The organism is Rahnella selenatireducens, from assembly GCF_046449555.1.
Lineage (GTDB): Bacteria > Pseudomonadota > Gammaproteobacteria > Enterobacterales > Enterobacteriaceae > Rahnella > Rahnella selenatireducens.
In genome coordinates this window covers 330705-348701 of sequence record NZ_JBKEZJ010000001.1, presented here as the reverse complement: position 1 = coordinate 348701, position 17997 = coordinate 330705, and the positions used below count along the sequence as shown (strand labels likewise).

At 55.2% G+C, this 17997-nt stretch carries 15 protein-coding genes; 8 read left to right on the top strand and 7 right to left on the bottom strand.

The genetic code is table 11. From position 1 onward, the window contains the following. The first annotated feature begins 32 nt into the window (after positions 1 to 32). Positions 33 to 1544 (top strand): methyl-accepting chemotaxis protein, encoded by a 1512-nt coding sequence (locus ACLBVC_RS01675; protein ID WP_410147737.1) that lies wholly within the window; start codon positions 33 to 35, stop codon positions 1542 to 1544. A gap of 72 nt (positions 1545 to 1616) precedes the next feature. On the opposite strand, the gene ACLBVC_RS01670 is transcribed toward ACLBVC_RS01675, so the two are convergent. The 3 genes from ACLBVC_RS01670 to ACLBVC_RS01660 form a co-directional block, all read right to left on the bottom strand. Continuing rightward, the gene (locus tag ACLBVC_RS01670) at positions 1617 to 2897 is read right to left on the bottom strand and encodes a putative acyl-CoA thioester hydrolase (protein WP_410147736.1); all 1281 of its coding nucleotides are present in this window, start codon (positions 2895 to 2897) and stop codon (positions 1617 to 1619) included. A 170-nt stretch (positions 2898 to 3067) separates the two neighbouring features. Further along, complete coding sequence (locus tag ACLBVC_RS01665) at positions 3068 to 3763, bottom strand: type 1 glutamine amidotransferase domain-containing protein (protein WP_410147735.1); 696 nt, start codon at positions 3761 to 3763, stop codon at positions 3068 to 3070. A gap of 27 nt (positions 3764 to 3790) precedes the next feature. Beyond that, positions 3791 to 4828, bottom strand: a complete 1038-nt coding sequence (locus ACLBVC_RS01660) for an NADP-dependent oxidoreductase (protein ID WP_410147734.1) — start codon at positions 4826 to 4828, stop codon at positions 3791 to 3793. Positions 4829 to 5098: 270 nt separating this feature from the next. On the opposite strand from ACLBVC_RS01660, the gene aphA reads away from it, so the two are divergent. Further along, positions 5099 to 5812: an acid phosphatase AphA gene (aphA, locus tag ACLBVC_RS01655; RefSeq protein ID WP_410147732.1), complete on the top strand. Its 714-nt coding sequence runs from the start codon at positions 5099 to 5101 to the stop codon at positions 5810 to 5812. Positions 5813 to 5877: 65 nt separating this feature from the next. On the opposite strand, the gene ACLBVC_RS01650 is transcribed toward aphA, so the two are convergent. Beyond that, on the bottom strand, positions 5878 to 6657 hold the full coding sequence (locus ACLBVC_RS01650) for an ABC transporter substrate-binding protein (RefSeq protein WP_410147730.1): 780 nt from the start codon (positions 6655 to 6657) through the stop codon (positions 5878 to 5880). Between the two features lie 35 nt (positions 6658 to 6692). Continuing rightward, on the bottom strand, positions 6693 to 7847 hold the full coding sequence (locus ACLBVC_RS01645) for a methionine aminotransferase (protein ID WP_410147728.1): 1155 nt from the start codon (positions 7845 to 7847) through the stop codon (positions 6693 to 6695). 157 nt (positions 7848 to 8004) lie between these two features. Between ACLBVC_RS01645 and ACLBVC_RS01640 the strand changes: the two genes are divergently transcribed. Further along, on the top strand, positions 8005 to 8967 hold the full coding sequence (locus tag ACLBVC_RS01640; RefSeq protein WP_410147726.1) for a LysR substrate-binding domain-containing protein: 963 nt from the start codon (positions 8005 to 8007) through the stop codon (positions 8965 to 8967). A 28-nt stretch (positions 8968 to 8995) separates the two neighbouring features. On the opposite strand, the gene bioA is transcribed toward ACLBVC_RS01640, so the two are convergent. Further along, complete coding sequence (gene bioA / locus ACLBVC_RS01635) at positions 8996 to 10273, bottom strand: adenosylmethionine--8-amino-7-oxononanoate transaminase (protein ID WP_410147725.1); 1278 nt, start codon at positions 10271 to 10273, stop codon at positions 8996 to 8998. Positions 10274 to 10409: 136 nt separating this feature from the next. Here bioA and bioB point away from each other — a divergent pair, with 136 nt between their 5' ends. The 4 genes from bioB to bioD are packed head-to-tail and all read left to right on the top strand — an operon-like array spanning position 10410 to position 14113. Continuing rightward, positions 10410 to 11447: a biotin synthase BioB gene (bioB, locus tag ACLBVC_RS01630; RefSeq protein ID WP_410147724.1), complete on the top strand. Its 1038-nt coding sequence runs from the start codon at positions 10410 to 10412 to the stop codon at positions 11445 to 11447. Between the two features lie 2 nt (positions 11448 to 11449). Then, complete coding sequence (gene bioF, locus ACLBVC_RS01625) at positions 11450 to 12601, top strand: 8-amino-7-oxononanoate synthase (protein WP_410147722.1); 1152 nt, start codon at positions 11450 to 11452, stop codon at positions 12599 to 12601. Beyond that, positions 12585 to 13376, top strand: a complete 792-nt coding sequence (gene bioC, locus ACLBVC_RS01620; protein ID WP_410147720.1) for a malonyl-ACP O-methyltransferase BioC — start codon at positions 12585 to 12587, stop codon at positions 13374 to 13376. The genes bioF and bioC overlap by 17 nt, the downstream gene beginning before the upstream one ends. A gap of 47 nt (positions 13377 to 13423) precedes the next feature. Beyond that, positions 13424 to 14113, top strand: coding sequence for a dethiobiotin synthase (bioD, locus tag ACLBVC_RS01615; protein ID WP_410147719.1), 690 nt, complete (start codon positions 13424 to 13426; stop codon positions 14111 to 14113). 9 nt (positions 14114 to 14122) lie between these two features. On the opposite strand, the gene ACLBVC_RS01610 is transcribed toward bioD, so the two are convergent. Beyond that, a complete protein-coding gene (locus tag ACLBVC_RS01610) occupies positions 14123 to 14833 on the bottom strand; it encodes an ABC transporter ATP-binding protein (RefSeq protein WP_410147717.1) in 711 nt (236 codons plus the stop codon). 1144 nt (positions 14834 to 15977) lie between these two features. On the opposite strand from ACLBVC_RS01610, the gene uvrB reads away from it, so the two are divergent. Continuing rightward, entirely contained in the window at positions 15978 to 17984 is a 2007-nt protein-coding gene (uvrB, locus tag ACLBVC_RS01605; RefSeq protein ID WP_152325483.1) for an excinuclease ABC subunit UvrB, read from the top strand. The last annotated feature ends 13 nt before the right edge of the window (positions 17985 to 17997 follow it).

Sequence of the window (17997 nt, the reverse complement as noted above, 5' to 3'; positions counted from 1 at the left end):
AGTCAGTCCATTTGGAAATCAGGGAGAAGAAAATGAATGTACTTTCAGGGATCGCTGGCAGGTTTAGCCATGCCACCATCGGCAACAAACTCGGTGCAAGTTTTGCACTGGTTCTGCTGCTGGGGTCCTTTATCGCTGTGTCGGGTATTTATCATCTGACCAGCATCAACCAACGCGCCGAAAAGGCCACGCTGTTGAAAACGGTTAACGATTTGCTCAGTGGTGCAAAATTTTCCCGGCTTTCGTATATGGCGACCAAAGACCCCAAATTTGTTGAAGAGAACCGTCTGGTGCTGGATAAACTCGAAGCCCGGCAGGCCGAGGTCGCGGCATATTCGTGGGATGATGAAGATCAGTCTCTGGTGCAAGCCATGCCAGAAAACATCCGCCGTTATCGCGAAAGCTGGCAGCAAACGCTTAATCCTCCGACAGGCAGCGATCCGCAACAAATCACAGCGCAACTGGCGCAGGCCGGGCTGGCACTGACCACCGCCTCGAATACGCTTTTGGATCACGAAATGGGCAATCTTCATGAAGAGGTCAGCCAGACCATTCAGGAGATGCTGGCGATTATCGCGGCGACCGTTATTGCAAGCGTTCTGATTGCCTGGCGGATGACGCGTGGACTGACGCTTCCCTTACGCCAGACGCTGGAGACAGCCGAACGGATTGCCTCAGGCGATCTTTCAACGCACGCTACCAGCCACAGTCATGACGAAGTGGGGCAACTGACCCGGGCGATTGAAGGCATGAATAAAAACCTGCACGGCATCATCGGCGATATCCGCGAAGGAGTGACTCAGGTCACGCGTGCCTCCAGTGAGATTGCGGCGGGCAACATTGACTTGTCGGCACGTACCGAAGAACAGGCGGCGGCGTTGGGGCAAACGGCCGCCAGCATGGAGCAGTTAACGTCCACGGTGAAACAGAATGCCGATAATGCTACTCAGGCCAGCCAGCTGGCCTCCGATGCGGCAGATACAGCAGCGCGCGGCGGTAAACTGGTTTCCGACGTGGTGGGCGTGATGAAAGAGATTGCCGTCAGTTCGAAGCAAATTTCCGAAATCACCACCGTCATCAACAGTATTGCCTTCCAGACCAACATTCTGGCGCTGAATGCCGCCGTTGAAGCGGCGCGTGCCGGTGAACAGGGGCGTGGCTTTGCGGTCGTGGCCAGCGAAGTGCGCAGCCTGGCGCAGCGCAGCGGGCAGGCTGCTAAAGAGATTGAAGGGTTAATCGAAAAATCGGTCACCAACGTGAATAACGGCTCAACGCTGGTGGAAAAAGCGGGCGATACAATGGAAGAAATTGTCGGTTCCGTCCGTCACGTTACGCAAATCATTCATGAAATTGCGTCGGCGTCGGATGAACAAAGCCGGGGGATCAGCCAGATTGCGCTGGCCGTGGCTGAAATGGACACCGTGACACAGCAGAACTCCGCGCTGGTTCAGCAGTCCGCCAGTGCTGCGGCGTCGCTGGATGAACAGGCGCTGAATCTGGAGCGTACGGTTTCGGTATTCCGTCTCGGCAACGAAAGGGCATAAACGTAAGAGCTTCAGGTAAAAAAAATGCCGCCGGAGTTTCCTCCGGCGGCATTTTTATTGCGTCAGACTGAATTACTTCGCAGGCTGAGTCAGCACGTTGTTGTACTGCCACAGGCGGTTGAAGTTAGTGTCGTTCAGGTTGCGCTGCTGTTTTTCATCTTTCGGCACGTTGCCCACAAACGGATGACCGGAGAAGACGGCGTCGCCCCACGGGTTCATCTGGTCGTAGCTGTTGTCGAAGCTGCTGTCACGAATGACCAGCTGGCTGCTGGCATCGTTAGCATCCCACGCGCGGCCCATTTTCGCCTTCGCTGCCTGCTCGAAACCACGGTCGCCGGTCAGGTTGCTGTCGATCACCAGGAAGCCGTACGGCGCGGTGGCAGGGGTGTTTGGCGCGAAGATGGACGCCTGTTTCACGCCACGGCTGCTGACGGTGTGGAATTCAACGTGGTCGAATACGGCATTAGCACGACCAAACACGTAATCCACATCACCCACGATCAGGCTGTTATGCACGTAAGCACGGCTGTAACGGCTGTTGTCGGTCTGGTTGTGGATGTTGGCGGTGTTCACCATGAAAGTGTTCTGGCGGCCAATCAGACGCACATTATCCAGAATCACGTTGTCGCCGTCGGTACGCAGTGCAACGGCAGAATGGTCGCCGCCGTCTACGGTATCAAGCAGGGCGTTACCGATGGTGAGATTCTGCACTTGCAGGCCGTTGCTTTGTGACCAGACGGTCGCGCTACAACCTGTGCCGATGGTTTCGGTTGTCTGATTCGCACAGTTCTGGAACATATAGAATGCGCGATCGCCCGGCAGGAACTGGCCATTAGGGCTGACGGTTGCACGGAACGCCGCCGGGGCCGTAGAGGCTTCCAGCGTTTGCGTCAGCGTAACATCCGCAGAGCTGTTGCCGGCACCGAATAAGGTCACTGGCGGCGCGCCAGCCGGAATGTAAACCGCGCCGTTGTAAGTGCCCGGCAGGATTTTAATGAAGATACGCTCACCGTGGTTACGCACGGCCAGTGCGGCATTCACCGCCTGTTGTACGCTGGAATACGATGCGCCATCGGTGCCTAACTGCGGGCCAACCACAAAGTTGGTTTTCGCCGCGTCAGTGCTTGCCAGTTTAGGGAACCAGCCCTGTTGCTGAACCTGCAAAGAAGGGCCGCCAAAGGCCAGGTAATTTTTCGCTGTAAAGTTGGCCGCTTCGTCCGCTGATAACACGGGCAGTGACGCGGTGCCCGGCGCAACCTGGCTGGATAAGCCTTGATGGCTGCTGCTACATGCCGCCAAAATCAGGCTGGCAGACAACATAGCGCACGCGCGTGACAGGGTGGAAATTTTCACTGTGACTGACTCCTTGATGAAGAAAGTTATTCTTTTTTTTCAATGTCGCGGCCATTGCCGCAATAAAAAAACGGCGGCCAGTAAAACTGACCACCTTTTCTGCGTCTTTTATACCACAGGAATCCGCTGTATATCACTGCCAGTGATGCTTTGCCGCAAGCCGCGTCAGATCATTTGCTGATCTCCGCGCCACCGAGCAATTTCAGTAGGGCTTGTGCGACGACTTTGGACGACGCCGGATTCTGCCCGGTGATCAGCTTGCCGTCGGTGACAACGTACGGACGCCAGTCAGCGGCTTTGCTGTAATCGCCGCCGTGCTTTTTCAGCTCGTCTTCCACCAGGAAAGGCACGATGTCCGTCAGCCCGACGGCGTCCTCTTCGCTGTTGCTGAACCCCGTGACGCGCTTGTCTTTGACCAGCGGTGTGCCATCGTCAAGCAGCACATTGCGCAAAACGCCGGGCGCGTGGCAAACGGCTGAAACTGGTTTGCCTGCCGTCCAGAAAGCCTTAATCAGCCCGACCGAGTGCGCGTCTTCCGCCAGATCCCACAACGGCCCGTGGCCGCCGGGATAAAAAATAGCGTCGAAATCAGCAGCATTCACCTCCGTCAGTTTCACCGTTGTGGCGAGCGCATGCTGAGCGCTTTTATCCTGACGAAAACGCGCCGTGGTTTCGGTCTGGGCATCCGGTTCATCGCTTTTCGGATCCAGGGGCGGTTGTCCGCCTTTCGGCGACGCCAGTGTCAGCGCTGCGCCAGCATCCAGAAATTCGTAATACGGTGCGGTGAATTCTTCCAGCCAGAAACCTGTTTTCTTGCCTGTTTCGCCGAGTTTATCGTGCGATGTCAATACAATCAGTAATTTCATGTTACCTCCTGTGGACGCCGTCAGGGGTCAATCTTGCCCGACACGAACGACCAGTTTGCCAAAGTTTTTACCCTCAAGTAGACCGAAGAACGCTTGCGGTGCGTTTTCCAGCCCTTCAACAACGTCTTCGCGGAACTTCACTTTCCCTGCTTCAAACCATTCGCCCATCTGTTTTGCAAATTCCGGATAACGATGGCCGTAATCATCAAAAATAATGAAACCCTGCATGCGCAGACGTTTTCTCAAAATTGTGCTGGCTAACAATGACAGACGATCGTGTCCTTCTTTCAGGCCAGTGGCGTTGTATTGCGAAACCAGACCGCACACCGGAATACGGGCTTTGGTATTGAGCAGCGGAAGAACCGCGTCAAACACCGCGCCGCCGACGTTTTCGAAATAAACGTCGATGCCGTCAGGGCAGGCGGCTTTGAGACGTTGATCCAAATCTGGCGCGCGGTGATCTAAGCATTCGTCGAAGCCGAAATGTTCCACGGCGTAGCGGCATTTCTCTTCACCCCCCGCGATCCCTACCACGCGGCAGCCTTTGATTTTACCGATTTGCCCGACCAGGGATCCGACCGGCCCGGTGGCTGCGGCGACCACCAGCGTCTCGCCCGGTTTCGGTTCGCCGATATCCAGCAGCCCCATAAACGCGGTGAAGCCCGGCATCCCCAGCACGCCCAATGCCAGAGACGGTTGCTTAAGCGCAGCGCCTTCCAGCTTTTTCACTTCATCCGCGTTCACAACGGCGTAATCCTGCCAGCCGGTTCTGCCCACGACGAGATCGCCGGTCTTGAAATCCGGGCTGTGGGATTCCACCACGCGTGACACCCCGCCGCCGGTCATCACTTCACCGATTTGCACCGGCGCGGCATACGAAGGCGCGTCGGACATCCGCCCGCGCATGTAAGGGTCAAGAGAAAGCCAGACGGTGCGCAATAAAAGCTGGCCTTCTTTGGCCTCCGGCAGCGGGGCTTTTTCCAGACGGAAATTGTCATCAACAGGTTTACCATGAGGGCGGGACGCCAGAACGATGCGGCGGTTTTCAGACTGAGATTGAGACATACCAATACCTTCCCGTTTCATATAAGAGAGTTAAAAGTCGACGTAATTGGGAATAAGTATAGGACGCGAAGTTGTTTTCGCATGAAGCGGTTTATGCCATGTTCTTATGAGTCATGCGTTTTATCCCCAAACTGTGACCATCATCTTTTCCTATGACTTTGTCCGAGAAATCCCTTTGAGTCTGTGAAGGGCGCAGGTATGTTCGGTAAGGTTTTTGACCACTTGCTCCGTTTTATCTTTCAGATTAATAAGCATAAAAAAGGGATCCCGATGCGTAAAACACCTCTGGCACTCAGTGCCGTTTTCCTGCTGCTCAGCCTTGGCCAAACGGCAACGGCAACAGACGCTGCGCCCGCGCCACTGTCTCCGGGCGTTAACGTTGCACAACTCGCCCGACAGTCGCCGGTTCACTGGGTTTCTGTCGCGCAAATTGAAAACAGCCTGCAAGGCCGTCCGCCGCTGGCGGTGGGCTTCGATATTGATGACACCGTGTTGTTTTCTTCACCGGGTTTTTACCGTGGCCAGCTGGAATTTTCTCCGGGCAAACAGGATTATCTGAAAAACCCGAAATTCTGGGAAAAAATGAATAACGGCTGGGACGAGTTCAGCATGCCGAAAGATGTGGCGAAAAGCCTGATTGCCATGCACCTCAAACGCGGCGACAGCATTTATTTCGTTACCGGGCGCAGTGAAACCAAAACCGAAACCGTCACCAAAACCTTGCAGAATGATTTCCAGATCCCGCAAGACAAAGTAAATCCGGTGATTTTTGCCGGTGACAAAGCCGGGCAGAACACCAAAACGCAGTGGCTGAAAGATAAGCAAATGAAGATTTTCTACGGGGATTCGGACAACGACATCACCGCTGCACAGGCCGCCGGTGCGCGCGGCATCCGCGTATTACGCGCGTCAAACTCCAGCTATAAACCGTTACCGCAGGCCGGCATCTTTGGCGAAGAAGTGATTGTGAATTCTGAGTACTGAGAAGAAAAGAAAGGCAGTGGCAGGATTTGCGCCTCACCAGAATACAGGTGAGGCGCAGAAAAAAATTACTTCACACTTACATCAATATCGCCGAAATATTTCTTCGATAGCGTCTTCACTACGCCGTCTTGCTGTACTTTGGCGATGGCGGTATCGAGTTTTTCTTTCAGCGCGGCATCACCTTTGCGCAGGCCGAATGCAATACCGCTGCCGAGGATTTTATCGTCGCGCACGGCGTCGCCGACAAAGCCGTAATCCTTGCCATCAGGACGTGACAGGAATCCGCTCTGGCCTGCCGGAGCCAGCACTAACGTGCCGTCCAGACGCCCTGAGGACAGGTCCAGATACACCTGGTTCTGATCCTGATAAGAAACGATATCCACGCCTTTCGGTGCCCAGTGCGCCTGCGCGTAACTTTCCTGAATCGAACCCTGCAACACGCCGATGTGTTTGCCTTTCAGCGCATCAACGGTCGGCAGCAGGCCGGAATCTTTTTTGGCAATCAGTTTCGTCGGTACGCGGTAAATCACGTTGGTGAAATCAATCGCCTGACGACGCTTTTCGGTTACGTTCATGGCGGAGTTGATTGCATCGAATTTACGCGCCTGAAGGGCAGCAATCAGGCCATCGAAAGAGGTGTCGTACCATTCGCATTTCACGCTGGCCGCGGCGCAAACGGCATTACCCAAATCAATATCAAAGCCCTGCAATTCGCCGGTGGCGCTTTTGGATTCAAACGGCGGATACTGCGCTTCCAGACCGAATTTCAGCGTTGAACCGTCTGCCAGCGCAGAAAAAGACGCCACGGCACAACCTAACAGCAATGCGATTTTCAATTTTTTCATTATTCACAATTCCCCTGCGGTATCAGAAAGTAGGCTCAGACGCGACACAGACGGCGTGCGCCTTCGTACAGCGTGTCGTTATCTTTGGCAAAGCTCAGGCGGATAAGCCCGGTGGGTTTGTTATTACTGTAAAAGGCCGACAGCGGGATGGTGGCAATCTGGTGATCCCGGATCAGGCTCAGCACAAATTCATCGTCGGTCAGCGGGCTGAAATGACTAAAACGCGCCAGCATAAAGAAACTGCCACGGCTTGGGAGTAATTCAAAGCGCGATTCGCTCAGCGCTTCCGCCAGCAAATCGCGTTTTTGCTGATAGAAATCCGCCAGACCGAGATAGCTTTGCGGATCGGCCAGTGCTTCGGCAAACGCCACCTGCATCGGCGTGTCGGCGGAGAACACCATAAACTGATGCACTTTGCGGATTTCGTCCATCAGTTCCGCCGGTGCCAGGCAGTAGCCCACGCGCCAGCCGGTGACGTGATAGGTCTTGCCGAACGACGACACAATGACGCTGCGCTCGGCAAGCTGCGGATGGCAGGCCATGCTTTCGTGGCGTTCGCCGTCGAAAACCACGTGCTCGTAAACTTCGTCCGACAAAATCACGATGTCAGTGTCTTTGGTCAGCGCTGTCAGACGTTCGATGTCGAAATCAGTGAAAATCGCGCCGGTCGGGTTGTGCGGGCTGTTGATGATGATCATGCGTGTGCGGCTGTTGATGGCGCTCGCAACCTGATCCCAGTCGATGCTGAAATCTTCCATCGACAGGCCGATCGCCACCGGTTTTGCGCCCTGTAAGCGGACAATTGGCGCGTAGCTGTCAAACGACGGTTCGAAATAAATGACTTCATCGCCCGGATGCACCAGCGCGCTGATGGCGGAATACAAGCCTTCGCTGGCGCTGGCAATCACGGTGACTTCGCTGTCTGCGTCATAATGGCAACCGTAAAGCGCTTCAACTTTGGCGGAAAGTGCGTGGCGCAGCGCGGCCACGCCGCTCATCGGCGCATACTGGTTATGACCGTCGCGCATGGCTTTGGCGACGCTGTCGATTAGCGCAGGCTGGCAGGAGAAATTCGGCGCGCCCTGCGATAAGTTCAGGGCATTGTGCTCGGCGCTCAGCTGGCCAATCACGGTGAAAATAGTGGTGCCGACATCCGGTAATTTAGACTGCGGCGACATCGCGCTTTTCATAGCATTTTCCCCAAAGGAAACAGGCCGGGCGGCCATGAGAAGGTTAAAACGGGTGTTTAACGATTAAGCAGCAGTTCGACTGTGCCGACAATGGAAAATTTGTCATACTCGCCATGATCAGCCGTCATGGCTAAATGCTGAATTTACCGGGGGATCTGTGACACTTTCGCCTGAACTGTCGTATCTGAATGCACTGAATTTACCGTCGCTCAACGTGCTCAAAACCTTTGCTGTCGTCGCGCAAACCCTGAATCTGACGCATGCCGCCACGTTGCTGCACATTACGCAGGGCGCGGTCAGCCGCCAGATCACCGGGCTGGAAACGTCGCTGGGGTATCCGTTGTTTTTACGCCAGGCCCGCGGGCTGACGCTGACCCCGCGCGGTGCGCAACTATTAACGCCCGTACAGCAGGCGCTGTCGCTGATGGGTGATGCGCTGAAACGCGTCGGTTCGCACCCGGACACGCTGCGGATCAAATGCCCGACCTGTTCGATGCGCTGGTTATTGCCGCGCGTGATCCAGCTGCAAAACGACCGGCCTGATATGCGCATCGAACTGACCGCCTCGATTGCGCACGGCGTGGATTTCAGCAATGAGCATTTTGATGCAGCCGTGATTTTCGGGCGGCCACCGGAATCGCAGCGCCGCGCGCATCATCTGTTTGACGAAGTGCTGACGCCGGTCTGCACGCCGGATTTTTTGCCCCGTCATAAAGGGAAAACCGCGGTTGCCGATCTGGCGGATAAAACGCTGCTGCACCCGACCCGCGACCGCCGCGATTGGCTTTTATGGCTGCGTGAAGAGGGCGTGCAGGGGCTGCCGTCGGAGAAATCACAGCATTTCGACACGCTGGATCTGGCGATTAATTCGGCACTTCAGGGTTATGGCGTAGCGATCGGCGATCTGACGTTAATTGAAGATGATTTGCAGGCGGGCAGGGTGATTGCGCCGTTCCCGTTATGCGTGGCGAGCGGCGCGTCTTATACGTTGTTGTATCCGGAGAACCCGACCCCCGCGCTGAAAGTGGCGATTGATTTTCTCAATGAACAGGCGCGTCTCAGCCGGGAAAAGCTGAGCGCGCTGTTATCAACATCGCACCGGCTGGTCAGCGCCGTGTGAGCAATACCGTGTTATCAATAAAATGCGATCAGTAAAGTGCGCCGAGTGCGCTGGCAATGGCATCGGTCAGTTTACGGAGTTCTTCCGGCGTGATGATGTACGGCGGCATCAGGTAAATCAGCTTGCCGAACGGACGGATCCACACGCCCTGTTTCACAAAATGCTTTTGCAGTTGAGCCATGTTGACCGGCTGGCGCATTTCCACCACGCCAATCGCGCCGAGCACGCGCACGTCGGCCACTGCCGGATGTTCGGCCAGCGGCAGTAATTCATTTTTCAGCTGTTTTTCGATATTCAGCACCTGCGCCTGCCAGCGGTTTTCCGACAATAAGCGCAGGCTGGCATTCGCGACCGCGCAGGCCAGCGGATTGCCCATAAACGTCGGGCCGTGCATGAAACAGCCCGCTTCGCCGTTGCTGATCACTTCCGCGACATGCCGCGTGGTCAGCGTGGCGGAAAGCGTCATATAGCCGCCGGTCAGCGCTTTGCCGAGGCAGAGAATATCCGGCGAAATCTTCGCATGGTCACAGGCAAACAGCTTGCCGGTGCGGCCAAAACCGGTGGCAATCTCATCGGCAATCAGCAGCACGCCGTACTGATCGCACAGGTTACGCACCCGTTTAAGATACAGCGGATGGTAAATCCGCATCCCGCCCGCGCCCTGAACCACCGGCTCTAAAATCACCGCGGCAATTTTGCTGTGGTTTTCATCGAGCATTTTGGCGAAAGGCGCAATGTCCGCTTCGTCCCATTCGCCGTCAAAACGGCTCTGGGGCGCGTCGGCAAACAGATGCTGCGGCAGATATCCCTGATACAAACTGTGCATCGAATTTTGCGGGTCGCACACCGACATCGCGCCGAAAGTATCGCCGTGATAGCCGTTGCGCAGCGTCAGCAGCGTCTGACGTTTCTCGCCGCGCGCCTGCCAGTATTGCATCGCCATTTTCAGCGCCACTTCCACCGCCACCGAACCTGAATCCGCCAGAAACACGCATTCCAGCCCGGCAGGCGTCATTTCTACCAGACGGCGCGACAGCGCGATGGCTGAAGGATGCGTGATACCGCCAAACATGACGTGCGACATTTTGCCAATTTGCTCGACCGCGGCCTGATTCAGCTGCGGGTGGTTATAGCCGTGGATCGCCGCCCACCAGGACGACATGCCATCCACCAGCTCACGCCCGTCGGCCAGATGTAAAAGCACGCCGGACGCCGATTCCACCGGATACGCGGGCAGTGGTTTGGTCATGGATGTGTACGGATGCCAGATGTGGCGCTGGTCGAATTCGATATCGGCGGGGCTCATAAAGGATTCCTGCGGGAGGTAAGTTGTAAACTAAAAAATGTAATTCTCGTTGACCGTAAACCAAAACGAATCGAGAATGGTTGACAGTATACCGACCATAAAAACGTTCACGAAACATTTATTTTGGAGTTGTCGCATGACTACCCGCACCCAATGGACGCTTGAAAAAACTCAGGCACTGTTTTCCAAACCTTTCCTTGAGCTGATGTTTGAAGCCCAGCAGGTTCACCGTCAGCACTTCGATCCGCGTCAGGTTCAGGTCAGTACGCTGTTGTCGATCAAAACCGGCGCCTGTCCGGAAGACTGTAAATACTGCCCGCAGAGTTCCCGTTACAAAACCGGGCTGGAATCTGAGCGTCTGATGGAAGTCGAGCAGGTGCTTGAATCCGCCCGTCAGGCGAAAGCTGCCGGTTCGACTCGTTTCTGCATGGGCGCCGCGTGGAAAAATCCGCACGACCGTGACATGCCGTACCTCGAGCAAATGGTGCAGGGCGTGAAAGAACTGGGGATGGAAACCTGCATGACGCTCGGCACGCTGAACACCACGCAGGCGCAGCGTCTGGCGCATGCCGGTCTGGATTTCTACAATCACAATCTGGATACCTCGCCGGAATTTTACGGCAGTATCATCACCACCCGCAGCTATCAGGAACGTCTGGATACGCTGTCGGAAGTGCGCGGTGCGGGCATTAAAGTCTGCTCCGGCGGGATTGTGGGTTTAGGTGAAACCGTCAAAGACCGTGCCGGTCTGTTGATGCAACTGGCGAACCTGCCGGTGCCCCCGGAAAGCGTGCCCATCAACATGCTGGTGAAAGTGAAAGGCACGCCGCTGGCCGATAACGACGACGTCGATCCGTTTGATTTTATCCGCACTATCGCCGTGGCACGCATCATGATGCCGCAGTCGTATGTCCGTCTTTCCGCAGGTCGCGAACAGATGAGCGAACAGACGCAGGCGATGTGCTTTATGGCCGGTGCCAACTCCATTTTCTACGGCTGCAAACTGCTGACCACGCCGAACCCGGCGGAAGATAAAGATCTCATTTTGTTCGGCAAACTGGGGCTTAACCCGCAGGTGTTCGAAACAGAAATGGGCGATAACCAGCAACAGGCTGCGCTGGCCGATCAGCTGGTTCATGCTGATACCACACAGTTTTACAACGCCGCCGTCTGACCATGAGCTGGCAAACGCGGATTAACGATGCCGTTGCCGCCCGCAGAGAAGCGGCGGCTTTTCGTGTGCGTCAGCCGAACAACGGCGGCAGTGCGCGGTTTCTGACACAGGGTGACAAACGGTATCTGAATTTTTCCGGTAACGATTATCTCGGTCTGAGTCAGGACGCCGACGTCATTGCCGCGTGGCAGAAGGGCGCTGAAAAATACGGCGTGGGCAGCGGCGGTTCCGGGCACGTCACCGGCTACAGCGTGGTGCACGCCGAATTTGAACAGCAGCTGGCGCAGTGGCAGGGCTATCCGCGCGCGCTGCTGTTTATCTCCGGCTTTGCGGCCAACCAGGCCATTCTTGCCGCGCTGATGCAGGGCGACGATCGCGTGCTGGCGGATAAACTCAGCCACGCTTCTTTGCTGGAAGGCGCTGCCCATTCGCCTTCGCAACTGCGGCGCTTTCATCACAATCAGCCGGATTCCCTGCAACGCTTGCTGAAAAAACCGGTGGGCGGTGAAACGCTGGTGGTGACCGAAGGCGTGTTCAGTATGGACGGCGACACTGCACCGCTGGCGGAACTGCATCGTCTCGCGCAATCGCACGAAAGCTGGCTGATGGTGGATGACGCGCACGGCGTGGGCGTCACCGGTGAAGAAGGGCGAGGCAGTTGCTGGCAGCAGGGCGTGCGGCCTGAACTTCTGGTGGTCACATTCGGTAAAGCTTTCGGGTGCAGTGGCGCGGCGGTGCTGTGTGATGATGCCACCGCGGATTACCTGTTGCAGTTCGCGCGTCATCTGATTTACAGCACGGCGATGCCTGCGGCGCAGGTTTGCGCGTTACAGGCCGCGCTGGCACGAGTCCGGCAAGACGACGGCCTGCGTGATAAACTGGCGGCCAATATTGCCCGTTTCCGCGCCGGGGCTACCGGATTGCCTTACCGGCTGACCGCTTCACAAACGGCTATCCAGCCGGTGATCGTAGGCGAAAATCAGCCTGCTTTAGATCTGGCGGCGACATTGCGCGAACGCGGGTTGTGGGTCAGTGCTATCCGTCCGCCGACGGTGCCTCCGGGCAGCGCGCGGCTGCGTCTTACGCTGACGGCGGCACACAGGCCGGAAGATATCGATTTTTTGCTGGAGTCCCTTCATGGGTGCAGTCACTGAATTAGTGAATAAACAAGCGGTGGCCGACGCGTTCAGCCGCGCCGCCGTCAGTTATGAAAACGCCGCACAATTGCAGCGTGATGTGGGGGAAACGTTGCTGTCGCTGGCAGAACCCTACCTGAAAGATGCAGGAAAAACGGTTATCGACGCCGGTTGCGGGACGGGCTATTTCAGCCGTTACTGGCGCGCTCAGGGGAAAAACGTGATTGCGCTGGATCTCTCCGAAGGCATGCTGAGCCGTGCCCGTGAACTGGATTCCGCCGATGAATATGTGCCGGGAGATATCGAGCGTTTACCGTTTGCCGATAACTCGGTTGATATCTGTTTCAGCAATCTGGCGGTGCAGTGGTGTAACGCGCTGCAGCGTGCGCTGGAGGAAATGCACCGCGTCACCCGCAACGGCGGGCTGGTGATCTTCTCCACGCTGGCTGAAGGTTCGCTCAATGAGCTGGCCGCCGCGTGGATGAAAGTCGATGGCCGCCGTCACGTCAATCAGTTCCTGACGCCTGACAAAATCGCCGAAGCCTGTGCGCCGTATCGCCATGAAGTGACCTTCAGCGATCACATCGCCGAATTCCCGGACGTGATATCGCTGATGCGTTCGCTCAAAGGCATCGGCGCGACGCACATTAAAAATGGACGACTTGGCGGACTGGGCGGGCGTGAGCGTCTGCAATTGCTGGAGAAACATTACGTCCGCCGCGACGGCGTTTTGCCGCTGAACTACCGGCTGGTTTACGGCATTTTGCAGGTGGAAGAACTCATTCCCCGTTGATTTAAAAGAAACAGTTATACACACCAGGCACGACGCAGAACTAAGACATGAAACAAAAATACTTTATTACCGGCACCGATACCGAAGTCGGAAAAACCGTTGCCACAACCGCATTTTTACAGGCGGCAGCGCGCGCCGGACACAAAACTGCCGGATACAAACCGGTGGCGTCAGGCAGTGAAATGACGGCCGAAGGCCCGCGAAACAGTGACGCGCTGGCGCTTCAGGCTTACAGCACCGTCGGGCTGCGTTACGACGAAGTGAATCCGTGTACGTTTATCGAACCGACGTCGCCGCATATCGTCAGCGAGCTGGAAAATCGCCCGATTGATCCGCAGGTGTTATCCGCCGGATTGCGCCATCTCGAACCGCTGGCCGACTGGGTGGTGGTGGAAGGGGCGGGCGGCTGGTACACGCCACTGACCGCAGACTATACGTTCGCGGACTGGGTGATTGCCGAGCAACTGCCGGTGGTGTTAGTGGTGGGAATGCGGCTGGGCTGCATCAATCACGCCGTGCTGACGGCGGAGGCCATCGCGCAAAGTGGTTTACATCTGGCGGGCTGGATTGCCAATGATGTGCAGGAAACGGGGAAGCATCATCAGGCATACATGGCGACGCTCACGCGTATGCTGCCTGCGCCGCTGCTGGGCGAGATCCCGTTCCTGAGTGCCGGTCTGGACGTAAATCTGGGGCAATATCTGGCTCTCGAACATCTGCTTCCTGGTGGTGAATGAAGCCCGACGTCAGACCGTCAGATAATTTTTGATTAACGTCTCGTCAAGCTGTGCCAGCGTGCCTTGTGCCACGTTGCGCCCGCCGTCCACCAGACAAAAACGGTCAGCGACGCTGCGGATGAACGGCAATTTATGCCCGACCAGAAGCAGCGTCAGACCGAGATCACGGTTCAGGCGGTGAATGATGTTACCCATATTCGCCGCCATCGATGCGCTGGTGTGTTCAGTTGGTTCGTCGAGGATCAGCAGTTCGGGCTCCTGAACCAGCGCGCGGCTGATCGCCAGTTGCTGCTGCTGGCTCTCATCGAGCTCTCCCGCTTTACGCGTTCCCATTTCCTTAAGCGTCGGAAACAGGTCGTAGACCTCTTCAGGCACGCGACGCGTCTTATTCCGGCTGGCCATCATGGCAATTTGCAGGTTTTCATCGACACTCATCTGTGAAAAAATCTGCCGACCCTGTGGCACATAACCGATGCCGATTTGGGCACGGCTTTCCACAGGAAGATTTAACAAACTCTGAGGTTCTTCGTCGCGCGACTGCCAGTATATCGCCCCGCTTTTCACCGGAAGATGGCCCATAATGCAGTTCACCAGCGTGGTTTTCCCCACGCCGTTTCGCCCGATCAGGCACGTACATTGACCGCGGTACAGTTCGAGATTGATATCCCACAGAATATGTTTTTGCCCATAATACTGATTAACTGATTTTACACTTAACATCAGACCTCCCTCCCTCACGGAGCATTCCGCTGAACTTCGCTTTGACCGCCACTGTCATATTTCTGACATTTATGTTCCGCTGTTAATGCCGTAACACAGAATTAAATCCCGTTTTTTACCGACCTGTCTCACAGCATCAATTACAGATAAACAGCCATTAACCAGTGATAAATGGGGTTAACCGCTTTTTCCTTGCTCTAAAAAAGGCTTTGCTTAGCAAAAAACAGGGTATTCATCAGATTTCACTTTCAGGTTTAAAAAGCGGTTCCGGCTACAGGAATCGCTCCCTACAGAGACACTGCAACTCTCAGGCCAAGTTTGTAAAAGTGACAGAGAAAAGAGAAGTTACACGGGTGTTAACAGCGGGGCGCAGGGCGATTTAGGATTATTCATTAGTGTTGCTCAGGTTTTAACAGAACCGCCCTGACGGGGGAAAAGGGCATCTGCACTTTGCCAGTGCTGCTAACTCTGGTTTTGGTGCAAGTCATACCACAACAGGAAGCTAAAAAATCCTGATGAGATGCACTTTTGGATTATGCAAGAAACATCCACCTAAAAATCTAGGCAAAATAGGCATAAATAAAGTCTGAAAAAAGGGAAAAAATAACTAAAAAAGATGCTGATCCCTCCTCCTGCGTCCGAAGTGCACTTTTTGCCAACTCCCGCAGCACGGGGCGTGCTGAGAGTTATCCACTATTCCTGTGGATAACCATGTGCATGAGAGTAAGAAAAGATGCTACAGACGAGTCAGGGCGCGGGTTGTGCTTACTTTGCCCGTATTCACAGCTTTTTAATGATGTTGTTTATAATCAGTGAGTTAGTTAAAAGCAATACGCCCGTAATTCGTTCGTCATAGTTGTGTCAGAATTCGTCAACCTGTGGTCAGAAAGTTAACGAATGAAAAAGTTTGGGGATAATTGTCACCTGATGGTGAGAATTATTTTCCGTAATAACCTAAAAAAGTGCAGATGTAGCAACTGGTTAAATCACTGGTGATTTTTATCGATTGGAGGCTGGTTTTATATACAGTATTATAGGGTGGTAAAATCAAGGCTGGCAAAATTCGCGGAGTCTTTCATACTGTTTTTCCGTGAGCGCCTTACGTACGGCCTTATGCGTTTTCATTTCAGCCAGGTAGCCCGTCATGAGTAAAGAGTTCAAACTGCATTCCGAATTTAAGCCATCAGGCGATCAGCCTGAGGCAATACGCCGTCTGGAAGAAGGGCTGGAGAACGGTCTGGCGCACCAGACGTTACTTGGCGTTACCGGTTCCGGTAAGACCTTCACCGTCGCGAACGTGATTGCTGACCTGAACCGCCCGACGATGGTTCTCGCGCCCAACAAAACCCTCGCAGCGCAGCTGTATGGCGAAATGAAAGAGTTCTTCCCGGAGAACGCCGTCGAATATTTTGTTTCTTACTACGATTATTATCAGCCCGAAGCGTACGTCCCGAGTTCAGACACGTTTATCGAAAAAGATTCCTCGGTGAACGAACACATTGAGCAGATGCGCCTTTCCGCGACCAAAGCGTTGCTTGAGCGTCGCGACGTCATCGTGGTGGCATCCGTTTCGGCGATCTACGGTCTGGGCGACCCGGATCTGTATCTGAAAATGATGCTTCATCTGACCAAAGGGATGATTATCGATCAGCGCGCCATCGTGCGCCGTCTGGCCGAGCTGCAATATGCCCGCAACGATCAGGTTTTCCAGCGCAGTACTTTCCGCGTGCGCGGCGAAGTGATCGACGTCTTCCCGGCGGAATCGGACGATCTGGCGCTGCGCATCGAGCTTTTCGATCAGGAAGTCGAGCGGCTTTCCCTTTTCGATCCGCTGACCGGTCAGGTGCAGCACGAAGTTCCGCGTTTCACAATTTACCCGAAAACGCACTACGTGACCCCGCGTGAACGTATTTTGCAGGCGATGGAAGAGATCAAAGTCGATCTGGCCGATCGCCGCAAGGTGCTGCTGGATAATAATAAACTGCTCGAAGAACAGCGTCTTAGTCAGCGTACGCAGTTTGACCTCGAAATGATGAATGAGCTGGGCTATTGCTCGGGCATCGAAAACTATTCGCGGTATCTCTCCGGACGCGGTCCGGGCGAGCCGCCGCCGACGCTGTTTGACTATCTGCCTGCCGACGGTTTGCTGATTGTCGACGAATCCCACGTCACCATTCCGCAAATCGGCGGGATGTACAAAGGCGACCGCTCGCGTAAAGAAACGCTGGTGGAATACGGTTTCCGCCTGCCATCGGCGCTGGATAACCGCCCGATGCGCTTTGAAGAATTTGAAGCGCTGGCGCCGCAGACGATTTATGTTTCCGCCACGCCCGGCGCTTACGAGCTGGATAAATCCGGCGGCGACGTGGTGGATCAGGTGGTGCGTCCGACCGGCTTGCTGGATCCGATTATTGAAGTGCGCCCGGTTACCACACAGGTCGACGATCTGCTGTCGGAAATCCGCAAACGCGTGGCCATCAATGAGCGTGTGCTGGTCACTACGCTGACCAAACGCATGGCCGAGGATTTGACCGAGTATCTGGAAGAACACGGCGAGAAGGTGCGTTATCTGCACTCTGATATCGATACCGTGGAGCGCGTGGAGATCATTCGCGATTTGCGTCTGGGTGAATTCGATGTGCTGGTGGGCATCAACTTGCTGAGGGAAGGGCTGGATATGCCGGAAGTTTCGCTGGTGGCGATCCTTGATGCCGACAAAGAGGGCTTCCTGCGTTCAGAACGTTCGCTCATTCAGACCATTGGCCGTGCGGCGCGTAATCTCAACGGTAAAGCCATTCTTTACGGCGACAGAATCACGAATTCGATGGCTAAAGCTATCGGGGAAACGGAGCGTCGCCGTGCGAAACAGGAAGCTTACAATCTGGAAAATGGCATTACGCCGATGGGCCTGAACAAGAAGATTTCCGACATCTTGCAACTGGGCCAGCCGAAGACCAAAAAGAACAAAGACAAGCGCGATGCCGAAGCGGCGCAGACCTACAAATCGCTTACGCCTAAAGCGCTGGAACAGCGCATTAAGGAGCTGGAAAGCAAGATGTATGCGCATGCCCAGAACCTGGAATTCGAAGAAGCGGCCAATACCCGCGACGAACTCCACGCCCTGCGCGAGCAGTTTATTGCTCTTTCGTAAGGGAAAAATGCTA